The sequence below is a fragment of the Falsiroseomonas oryziterrae genome (assembly GCF_021864505.1).
Taxonomy (GTDB): Bacteria; Pseudomonadota; Alphaproteobacteria; order Acetobacterales; family Acetobacteraceae; genus Falsiroseomonas; species Falsiroseomonas oryziterrae.
Genome location: NZ_JAKJIB010000121.1, coordinates 1 through 10,431, shown reverse-complemented (window position 1 = coordinate 10,431; position 10,431 = coordinate 1). Strand labels below are relative to the sequence as shown.

The 10,431-nt window shown below is 71.7% G+C and carries 10 protein-coding genes; 6 read left to right on the top strand and 4 right to left on the bottom strand.

All coding sequences use genetic code 11. From position 1 onward, the window contains the following. The 5 genes from L2I40_RS11670 to L2I40_RS11650 form a co-directional block, all read left to right on the top strand. Positions 1-308: outer membrane protein assembly factor BamB family protein (locus L2I40_RS11670; protein WP_237215129.1), on the top strand; the 308-nt coding region annotated here is incomplete at its 5' end. A gap of 81 nt (positions 309-389) precedes the next feature. Continuing rightward, positions 390-1,724, top strand: a complete 1,335-nt coding sequence (gene der / locus L2I40_RS11665) for a ribosome biogenesis GTPase Der (RefSeq protein WP_237215128.1) — start codon at positions 390-392, stop codon at positions 1,722-1,724. Between the two features lie 472 nt (positions 1,725-2,196). Beyond that, positions 2,197-3,228 (top strand): amino acid ABC transporter substrate-binding protein, encoded by a 1,032-nt coding sequence (locus L2I40_RS11660; protein ID WP_237215127.1) that lies wholly within the window; start codon positions 2,197-2,199, stop codon positions 3,226-3,228. Positions 3,229-3,328: 100 nt separating this feature from the next. After that, positions 3,329-4,516, top strand: a complete 1,188-nt coding sequence (locus L2I40_RS11655) for an amino acid ABC transporter permease (protein WP_237215126.1) — start codon at positions 3,329-3,331, stop codon at positions 4,514-4,516. Between the two features lie 3 nt (positions 4,517-4,519). After that, entirely contained in the window at positions 4,520-5,623 is a 1,104-nt protein-coding gene (locus L2I40_RS11650; protein ID WP_237215125.1) for an amino acid ABC transporter permease, read from the top strand. A gap of 112 nt (positions 5,624-5,735) precedes the next feature. On the opposite strand, the gene L2I40_RS11645 is transcribed toward L2I40_RS11650, so the two are convergent. The 4 genes from L2I40_RS11645 to radA are packed head-to-tail and all read right to left on the bottom strand — an operon-like array spanning position 5,736 to position 9,958. Next, positions 5,736-6,458, bottom strand: a complete 723-nt coding sequence (locus tag L2I40_RS11645; RefSeq protein ID WP_237215124.1) for an SDR family NAD(P)-dependent oxidoreductase — start codon at positions 6,456-6,458, stop codon at positions 5,736-5,738. Beyond that, complete coding sequence (gene purF, locus L2I40_RS11640) at positions 6,455-7,921, bottom strand: amidophosphoribosyltransferase (RefSeq protein WP_237215123.1); 1,467 nt, start codon at positions 7,919-7,921, stop codon at positions 6,455-6,457. The genes L2I40_RS11645 and purF overlap by 4 nt, the downstream gene beginning before the upstream one ends. A 9-nt stretch (positions 7,922-7,930) precedes the next feature. Beyond that, positions 7,931-8,491: a CvpA family protein gene (locus L2I40_RS11635; RefSeq protein WP_237215122.1), complete on the bottom strand. Its 561-nt coding sequence runs from the start codon at positions 8,489-8,491 to the stop codon at positions 7,931-7,933. 48 nt (positions 8,492-8,539) lie between these two features. Further along, on the bottom strand, positions 8,540-9,958 hold the full coding sequence (radA, locus tag L2I40_RS11630) for a DNA repair protein RadA (RefSeq protein WP_237215121.1): 1,419 nt from the start codon (positions 9,956-9,958) through the stop codon (positions 8,540-8,542). A gap of 79 nt (positions 9,959-10,037) precedes the next feature. Here radA and L2I40_RS11625 point away from each other — a divergent pair. Then, positions 10,038-10,431: hypothetical protein (locus L2I40_RS11625; RefSeq protein WP_372491051.1), on the top strand; the 394-nt coding region annotated here is incomplete at its 3' end.

Genomic DNA, 10,431 nt, shown 5'->3' with positions numbered 1-10,431 from the left:
TCACTCGCGGCGGCGAGGCGCTGGCGATCGGCCGCGAGGACGGCCGCATCCGCTGGGTCAGCCCGCTCGACCCGCCGCCCGAGGGCGGTCGCCGGCGCGACGAGCCGGCGCGCTTCGGCCAGCCGCTCGTCGGCGGCGGCCGCATCGTCATCCCGTCCTCGCGCGGCGAGTTGCTGCTGCTGGATCCCGCGACCGGCGCCATCGCCGGGCGCGTTCCGCTCGGCAGCGGGGTGACGTTGCCGATGGCCGTGGCCGAAGGCACGCTGGTCGCCCTCGCGGACGACGGCACGCTCATCGCGCTGCGCTGATTTCTCCCTCTCCCGCTTGCGGGGGAGGGTCGGGGTGGGGGTCCCGGGATCCGGGCCCGAATCCCCCGCCGGAGGACCCACATGCAGCGCATCGCCATCCTCGGCCGTCCCAATGTCGGCAAGTCCACGCTGTTCAACCGGCTGGTCGGCCGCAAGATCGCCATCGTGGACGACACGCCGGGCGTCACGCGCGACCGCAAGGAAGCCGAGGCGATGATCGGCGGCGTCACCGTGATGCTGGCCGACACCGCGGGCCTCGAGGAAGCGCCGCCCGACACCATCCCGGGCCGCATGCGCGCGAGTTCCGAAGCCGCGCTGAAGCAGGCCGACCTTGCGCTCTTCGTCGTCGATGCGCGCGCGGGCATCACGCCCGCCGACCGCGCCTTCGCCAACTGGCTGCGCCGCAGCGGCCTGCCCGTGATCCTCGTCGCCAACAAGGCGGAAGGTAAGCTCGGCACGCAGATGGCGATGGAGGCCTATGAACTCGGCCTCGGCGATCCGATCCCGGTCAGCGCCGAGCATGGCGAGGGCATCGGCGGCCTGCATGACGAGGTGCGCGACCGCCTGGCCGACACGGCGCGCGAGCCGCGCGAGCGCGAGCGCCCGCTCCGCATCGCCATCGTCGGCCGCCCCAACGCCGGCAAGTCCACGCTGGTGAACACGCTGCTCGGCGAGGAGCGGATGATCACCGGCCCCGAGCCCGGCCTCACGCGCGACGCCGTGGCGCTCGAGTTCCGCGACGCGGAAGGCCCGGTGCGCATCGTCGACACTGCGGGGATGCGCAAGAAGGCGCGCATCGAGCAGAAGCTCGAACAGATGTCGGTCGCCGCCACCCTCGCCGCGCTGAAGGAGGCCGAGGTCGTCGTCCTGGTCCTCGACGCGCTGCTCGGGATGGACGAGCAGGATCTCCGCATCGCGCGCCTCGCCGAGCGCGAGGGCCGCGCCGTCGTCGTCGCGCTGAACAAGTGGGACGCGGTCGAGGACCGGGCCGCGACGCGCAAGCGCCTAGACGACGTGCTGACGGCGAGCCTCGCGCAGTCGAAGGGGGTGGCCGTCGTGCCGCTCTCCGCCGCCACGGGACGCGGCGTCGAGAAGCTGATGCCGACGGTGCGGCAGGTCTACGAGCTCTGGAATCGCCGCGTGCCGACCGGAGAGCTGAACCGCTGGTTCGAGGCGATGAAGGAACGCCACCAGCCGCCGCTGGTGGACGGCAAGCGTATCAAGCTGCGCTACGCCACCATGCCGAAGGCCCGCCCGCCGACGCTCGCCGTCTTCGGCACCCGCGCGGACCAGCTGCCCGAGGACTACCGCCGCTACCTGGTGAATTCCTTCCGCGAGGCCTTCGGCATGCCCGGCGTGCCGATCCGGCTGAACCTGCGCGGCACCGACAACCCCTACGCCGAAGGCGAGGGCTGAGATCGCCGACCCTTTTCGTCGGCACATACGGGCACCTCGGAGGGCGGCGGCCCTCCGGACCCTTGCTTCGCCCCCCGCGCGGGAGAAGGGCGCGAGGCCCCTGCCCGACCGGCCGCGATGCAACCGCGGCGAGTGGCCGCGAGCGCCGGCACAATCAGCGACCGCTCATCGCTGGCCAGCGCGCCGCAGCTGACGCGGCGCGCGGCCGGACGCGTCGAAAGATCACGCGGCCTGCCCGAGGCTGCTGCCTGCGTTCCGGGCACCGCCGGCAGGCTCCGGGCGATCCGGGCCTGTGCGCAACATGCATCTTGCAGGGGTTCGGCAGGGCACCTGCCGCCGATCGCGGCAGATCGGCCCCGCATTGCACAATCATGAGCCTCGGATTGCACCCTTGATATTTCCTCACGGGGCTGCGATGTGCGCCCACCACGCGGCAGCCATGCACGCCGCACGGGAGACGAGGGAGACACGAATGAATTGGAAGATGTTCGCCGCGGCTGCGGCGGCGGTGGTCACGTTCGGCGCGGGCGATGCCCTGGCCGGCCGCGACCTCGACCAGATCCGCGCGCGCGGCAACCTGCTCTGCGGCGTGCAGGGCCCGTCCAACCCGGGCTTCGGCGTGCCCGACGCGCAGGGCCGCTGGAGCGGCTTCAACGTCGAGATCTGCCGCGCCATCGCCATCACGATCTTCGGCGACCCGAACCGCGTGCAGTTCGTGCCGGTGACGACGCAGAGCCGCTTCCCGGCGCTCTCGGCGGGCGAGGTGGACGTGCTGTCCAACAACACGACCTGGACGCTGACGCGCGACAGCAACGTCAACCGCTTCAACTTCCCGGCCATCACCTTCTACGACGGCCAGGCGATCATGGTACCGCGCCGCCTGAACGTGACCTCCGCCCGCCAGCTGAACGGCGCGACGGTCTGCGTCCAGCCCGGCACCACGACCGAGCTGAACATCTCGGACTTCTTCCGCGCCAACAACCTGCGCTTCACGCCGGTGGTGATCGCCGACCTCGACGAGATCCGCCGCGCCTATGACAGCGGCCGCTGCGACGTCTTCACCAACGACTTCGCCGCCCTCGCCGCGCAGCGCACCCTGCTGACCCGCCCGGCCGACCACGTGATCCTGCCCGAGCGCCTGTCGAAGGAGCCGCTGGCGGTGACGATCCGCCAGGGCGACGAGGAACTGACCAACATCGTCGCCTGGACGACCTTCGCGCTGATCGACGCCGAGGAGATGGGCATCACCCAGGCGAACGTCGAGCAGATCGCCGGCTCCTCGACCAACCCCGTCGTCCGCCGCCTGCTGGGCGTCGAGGGCAACATGGGCGAGAGCATCAACGCCGCGCGTCCGGACTTCGCCCGCCAGATCATCCGCACCTTCGGCAACTACGGCGAGATCTTCGAGCGCCACCTCGGCGTGAACACGCCGCTCGGCCTCGAGCGCGGGATGAACAACATCTGGACCCGCGGCGGCCTGCTCTACGCCCCGCCGGCGCGCTGATCGACTGACACCGGCCGCGCCCCGTCCCGGGGCGCGGCACGCGACGAGGCGGCGGGCGCCCCCGGCCTCCGCCGCCTCACCCTTCCCACGGACCGGCCGCATGAGCAGCACGACCACCGCCATCATGCCGCCCTCCCGCGGCATCATCCCGCTGCCAGGCGGCACCACGGCGCGTGGCCTGCTGATCCAGGCCGGCCTGCTGGCCGCCGTCATCGCCCTCGGCTGGTGGTTCTGGTCCAACGCGCAGGCCAACATGGCCCGCCAGGGCCTGCAATTCGGCTACGGCTTCCTCGACCGCTCCGCCGGCATCCCGATCGGCGAGAGCATCATCCCCTACACGCCGGCCGACACCTACCGGAAGGCGCTGACCGTCGGCCTGCTGAACACGCTGCGCATCGCCATCGTCGGCATCGCGCTCTGCACCGTCCTCGGCATTCTGCTCGGCCTCGCACGGCTCTCGACCAACCCGCTGCTGCGCGGCCTGACAGGCGGCTACATCGAGGTCATCCGCAACACGCCGCTCGTCCTGCAGCTGGTGTTCTGGCACGCGGTGATCCTGCAACTGCCCTCCGTCCGGCAGGCGCTCAACCCGGTGCCGGGCTTCTTCCTCTCGCAGCGCGGCGTGAAGATGCCGGCGCTCATCGCCGATCCCGCGCTGTATGTCCTGCTCGGCACGCTGGCCGCCGGCGCACTCGGCTGGTGGCTGCTGCTGCGGCGCGAGCGCGCGCGCCAGGTCGCGACCGGAGAGCGCCGCTCCACCCTCGCGCCCGGCCTCGGCATGCTGCTCGGCCTGCCCGCCCTCGGCATGCTCGCGGGCTACGTGCCGACCGTGGAGTGGCCCGAGCTCGCCGGCTTCAACTTCGAGGGCGGCCTGACGCTCAGCCCGGAATTCTTCGCGCTGCTCATCGGCCTCGTCGTCTACACCTCGGCCTTCATCGCCGAGATCGTGCGCGCCGGCATCCAGAGCGTCCACAAGGGTCAGTGGGAAGCCGCCCGCGCGCTCGGCCTGCCGCCCGGGCGCATCATGCGCCTCGTCATCCTGCCGCAGGCGCTGCGCGTCATCATCCCGCCGCTGACCAGCCAGTACCTGAACCTGACGAAGAACAGCTCGCTCGCGGTCGTCATCGGCTATCCGGACCTCGTCAGCGTCGCCAACACCTCCATCAACCAGACCGGCCAGGCGATCGAGGTCATCTCGATCTTCATGGCGGTCTATCTGGCGATCAGCCTCGTCACCTCGGCGCTCATGAACTGGTACAATTCGCGCGTCGCGCTGAAGGAGCGTTGAGAGATGAGCGCGACGACCCTCACCCCCTCCGCCCCCGTCCAGGCCGCGCCCCGCGGCCCCTCCTTCGCGGAACGGGCGACGGGCTTCCTGAAGGCCTGCTTCGACGGCCCGCTGAACACCGCGATCACGCTCGGCTGCCTGGCCGTGCTGTGGTTCGCCGTGCCGCCCTTCTGGGCCTGGGCCGTGACCAACGCGACCTGGAACGGCAACGCGCAAGCCTGCCGCGAGGCGGGCGGCGCCTGCTGGGCCTTCGTGCGCGAGAAGTTCTGGTTCTCGATCTTCGGCCTCTACCCCTTCGAGGAGCGCTGGCGGCCGGCGACGATGATCACCATCCTCGTCGCGATGGTGATCGCCTCCACCATCCGCCGTTTCTGGACGAAGTGGCTGTTCCTCGCCTGGGCGATCGCCGCGCCGGTCATGTGGATGCTGATGCAGGGCGGCATCCTCGGCCTGCCCTATGTCCAAACGCGGCAATGGGGCGGCCTGACCATCACCGGGGTCATCGCCGTCTTCGGGCTCGCGCTCGGGTATCCGCTGGCGATCCTGCTGGCGCTCGGACGGCGGAGCGAGCTGACCCTGGTGCGCTGGTTCTGCACCGCGATCATCGAGTGCGTGCGCGGCGTGCCGCTGATCAGCCTGCTCTTCATGGCCGCGATCATGCTGCCGCTCTTCATGCCGCAGGGCGTCACCATCGACCGGCTGGTGCGCGTCCTCGTCGCCTACACGCTCTTCACCGCCGCCTACATGGCGGAGGTGGTGCGCGGCGGCCTGCAGGCGATGCCGAAGGGGCAGTACGAGGCCGCGGATTCCATCGGCCTCAGCTACTGGCAGAAGATGCGGCTGATCATCCTGCCGCAGGCGCTCACCATCACCATCCCGGCGCAGGTCAACACCTTCATCGGCCTGTTCAAGGACACGACGCTGGTCGTGGTGATCGGCGTGTTCGACTTCTTCACCACGCTGCGCGCCGCGCTGGGCGATCCGAACTGGCTCGGCTTCCCGACCGAGGCCTATCTCTTCGCCGCCTTCGTCTACTTCGTGCTGTGCTTCGCGATGAGCCGCTACAGCCAGAACCTCGAGAAGACGCTGAGGCCGGAAAGCAGGTAGCGCCGCCTCCCTCTCCCGCGCTCCTGCTCCCTCTCCCGCGAAGCGGAGAGCCCGACGCCGACGGCGTCGGGCGCCAGAGTTACGGCGGCTTTTGGGCGAGGGGGTCCGAGGGTCAGTGCTGCCCGATCCGGACCAGCGCCCCACGCCGCGCTTCCGCCGGCAGACAGAGCGCCGCGATCGCCGGCGCGACATCCGCCGGCTGCGCGATGCTTGCCGGATCCTCGCCCGGAAACGCATGCGCGCGCAGCTTCGTCGCCACGATGCCGGGATCGGCGAGATTCACCTGCAGCGCCGTGCGCGCAACCTCGGCCGCCCAGGTCAGCACGAGGCACTCCATGCCCGCCTTGCTCGCCGCATACATCCCCCAATAGGGGGTGTGCGCCGCCAGCGCGGCGCTGGTCAGGAACACCGCCCGCCCGGCGTCGGAGGCGCGCAGCGGCGGGTCACAGGTGCGGATCAGCCGCCAGGCCGCGGTCATGTTCACCGCCACCACCTCCGCCCAGTCGCGCGGCTCAACATGCGCCACCGGCGTCAGCTTGGGCAGCGCGCCCGCCGCATGCACCAGCACGTCGAGCCGCCCGAACCGCTCCACGATGGAGGGCCCGAGCATGTCGAGGTCCTTCTCCTGCTTCTGCAGGTCGAGCGGCAGCAGCGTGGCGCCGCGGCCCGTCGCGGCGCGGATCGCGTCGTCCACCTCCTCGAGCCCGCCCTGGGTCCGCGCGACCAGCACGCAATGCGCGCCGAGCTTCGCGAGTTCTAGCGCGACCGCCGCGCCGATCCCGCGCGAGGCGCCCGTGACGAGCGCCACGCGGTCTTTCAGGGGCAGGTCGGTCATGAGTTCGCTGCGTGCAGGAGGGAGAGCGGCGGCTCCGCATTCTCCCGCTGGTCCACCAGCGGGATCGCGTAGTCGCCGGTGAAGCAGGCGTCGCAATAGGCCGGCTGCGCCGTATCGCGCCCCGGTCGGCCGAGCGCGCGGTAGAGCCCGTCGAGCGAGATGAAGGCCAGGCTGTCGGCGCCGATGATCCGCGCCATCTCGGCGACGTCGTGCTTCGCCGCCAGCAGCTTGCCGCGCTCCGGCGTGTCGATGCCGTAGAAGCAGGAATGCGTCGTGGGCGGCGAGGAGATGCGCATGTGCACCTCGGTCGCGCCGGCGGCGCGCACCATCTCGACGATCTTGCGGCTGGTCGTGCCGCGCACGATGGAATCGTCCACCAGCACCACGCGCCGCCCCTCGATCACCGCGCGGTTCGCGCTGTGCTTCAGCTTCACGCCGAGATGCCGGATCTGGTCCGTGGGCTCGATGAAGGTGCGCCCGACATAGTGGTTGCGGATGATGCCGAGCTCGTAGGGCACGCCGGCCTCGGCCGCGTAGCCCATGGCGGCCGGCACGCCGGAATCGGGCACCGGCACGATGACGTCCGCCGCCACCCCGCTCTCCCGCGCCAGCTCCGCGCCGATGCGCTTCCGCGTCTCGTAGACCGGCGTGCCCTCCACGATGGAATCCGGTCGCGCGAAGTAGATGTATTCGAAGATGCAGAAGCGGCTCGGCTGGCCTGCGAAGGGCTTCTGGCTGCGCAGCCCGGCATCGTCCACCACCACGATCTCGCCCGGCTCCACGTCGCGCACGAAGTCCGCGCCGACGATGTCGAGCGCGCAGGTCTCGGAGGCCAGCACGTAGCCCCCGCCCGCCAGCTTGCCGATCACCAGCGGCCGCACGCCGAGCGGGTCGCGCGCGCCGATCAGCGCGCCGTTGTGCAGCGCGATCAGGCTGTAGGCGCCCTGCACCTGCTTCAGCGCGTCGATCAGCCGGTCGGTCACCGTCGAATAAAGGCTGATCGCGATGAGGTGGACGAAGACCTCGCTGTCCGTGGTGGACTGGAACAGGCAGCCGCGCCGCACCAGCGCGCGCTTCAGCGTGTTCGCATTCGTCAGGTTGCCGTTATGCGCCACCGCCAGCCCGCCGAACTCGAAATCGGCATAGAGCGGCTGCACGTTGCGCAGCGCCGTCTCGCCCGTCGTCGCGTAGCGGTTGTGCCCGACCGCCGCGCGGCCGCGCAGCCCCGCGATCACCGCCGCGTCGCCGAAATTGTCGCCGACCAGCCCACGGCCCTTGTGGGCGTGGAAGATGCCGCTGGTCTCCATCGAGACGATGCCCGCCGCCTCCTGCCCCCGGTGCTGCAGCGCGTGCAGGCCGAGCGCGGTCAACGCCGCGGCGTCCGCGCTGCCCCAGATGCCGACGACGCCGCATTCCTCATGCGGCTTGTCGTCCTCGAAGGGCCGGGTGGTCACGTCGTCCATCTCGTTCCTTCAGGTCCGGTTGCGCGCCGGCGGGCGCAGCAGCTGGTCCATCGTGGGATCCTGTCGGCCGGTGCCTTCGGGCAACCGGGGCCGGAACTCGGGCGGCAGTTGCGCGACCAGCCATTCGGCGCCGTCGGCCGCCAGCGGCAGGCTGCGGGCCTGGCGGACCTCCTCCGGCCAGCGATCGGCCGCCGGCATCGCCAGCCCGCCCAGGATATAGGCCAGCACGACCACGAAGGCACCCCTCGCCAGGCCGAAGACCAGCCCGAGCGCCCGGTCCACGCCGCCAAGCGCCGAGCGCTGCACCTTCCCCGCGACCCAGTGGATCAGCACCTTCAGAACGATCAGCACGACGAGGAAGACCGCGCCCACCGAAAGCCCGGTCGCCAGCCAGTCCGGCTGCACATGCTGCGCCATCCAGGGCTTCACGCGGGGTTCCGCCAGCAGGCCGACGATGGCGGCACCCACCCAGGCGCCGATGCCGAGCACCTCGCGCACCAGCCCACGGAAGAAGGCCAGCCCCGCCGACAGCAGCAGGACGCCCAGCACGACGAAGTCCACCCAGGTCATCGGCGGGGGGTATAGACGCCGGTCACCGGTGTGTCATGCGGCCGGCGCTCAGCCCGGCGGCGCGGCGCCCGCCCCCTTGCGCTTCACCGTCCCCGCGGCGAACTCCGCCACGAGGTCGGCCAGGTGCCCGGCCTCCTTCAGCTTCAGCCCCGGCACCGCGGCCAGCGGCGCGGAGCCCCGCGCCACCCGCCGTGGCAGCGTCGCCGCCTCGAAGCCCAGCTTCTTCGCCTCGCGCAGCCGTGCCTCGGCCTGCGCCACCTGGCGCACCTCGCCGGACAGCCCGACCTCGCCGAAATAGACCGTCCCCGGATCCGTCGGCCGGTCGGTCGCCGCACTGACCAACGCCGCGGCCACGGCGAGGTCGGCCGCCGGCTCCGTCACCCGCAGCCCGCCGGCGATGTTCAGGTAGACGTCGTTCATCCCGATCCCCATGCCGCAGCGGGCCTCCAGCACCGCCAGCAGCATGGACAGCCGCCCCGAATCCCAGCCCACCACCTGCCGCCGCGGGCTGCCGCCCGCGGATGGCGACAGCAGGCACTGCACCTCCACCAGCACCGGGCGCGTGCCCTCGATCCCCGCGAAGACCGCTGAGCCCGAGACATTGCCGCGTCGCTCCGCCAGGAACAGGGCGGAGGGGTTCGCCACCTCGACCAGCCCGCCCTCGGTCATCTCGAAGACGCCGATCTCGTCGGTCGGGCCGAAGCGGTTCTTCACCGCGCGCAGGATCCGGAACTGGTGGCCGCGGTCGCCTTCGAAATGCAGCGTCGCATCCACCATGTGCTCGAGCACGCGGGGCCCGGCCAGCGTGCCCTCCTTCGTCACATGGCCGACCAGAACCAGCGCGAAGCCGCGCGTCTTGGCGAGGCGGATGAGTTCGGCGGCGCAGGCGCGCACCTGGCTCACCGTGCCCGGCGCCGAATCCAGCGCGTCCAGCCAGACGGTCTGGATCGAATCCATGATCACCAGCGCCGCCTCGCCCTCGCCCTCCAGCCCCGCCGCGATGTCGCGGAGCGAGGTGGCGGCGGCGAGCCCGAGCGGCGACTTCGCCAGCCCGAGGCGGGCCGCGCGCAGCCGCACCTGCTCCACCGCCTCCTCGCCCGAGACATAGAGCGTCCGCCGCCCCGCCGCCGCGATGCGGGCCGCCGCCTGCAGCAGGATGGTGGATTTCCCGATCCCCGGATCGCCGCCGACCAGCACCGCGGAGCCCGGCACGAAGCCCCCGCCCAGCACGCGATCGAGCTCCGCGATGCCAGTCAGGATGCGCGCCGGCGGGGCCGACCTGCCCTCCAGCCCCACGAACTCCAGCCGCCGGCCGCCGGCAGTCTTGGCAGCCGGGCCGGGCCCCCGGGCCTCGGCGACCTCCTCGACGAGCGTGTTCCACTCCCCGCAGGCGTCGCAGCGGCCCTGCCACTTGGGATGCGGCGACCCGCAGGCCTGGCAGACGAAGCGGGTGCGGTCCTTGGGCAAGCGCCGAATCCTCCGGCACGAAACGCGAACATTTGACGTGGTAGCGCAACCCGGCCGGGGACAGAAGCGTGAAAACCCGATGCACTCACCATCGCGTGGGGTCGGCGCCGACGGCCTGCCGACGCGCCTGGAACGACCACACATCGACATGATGGCCGGGACGAAACCGCGCACCCTGCGCCAGCTGCTCGGGCTGCTCGCCCTGGTGCTGCTCCTGCCCGTGCTCCTGCTGGCCGGCATGCTCGGGCTCCAGCAGGTGGAAGCGGCGCGCGGCCAGCTGGAGGCGGAGGCCCTCCGCGACGCACGCGCGGTGCTGGCGCGGCTCGACCAGCACCTAGCCGAGGGGCGGGCGCAGCTGCGCCGCGCCGCCGGCGGGCCGGATGCGGCCGCTGCCCTTAGGGCCGCGACCGGCCTGCATACCAGCCTGCTCGACGCCGAAGGGCGGCTGCTGGCGGACACGCGACCGCCGCCCG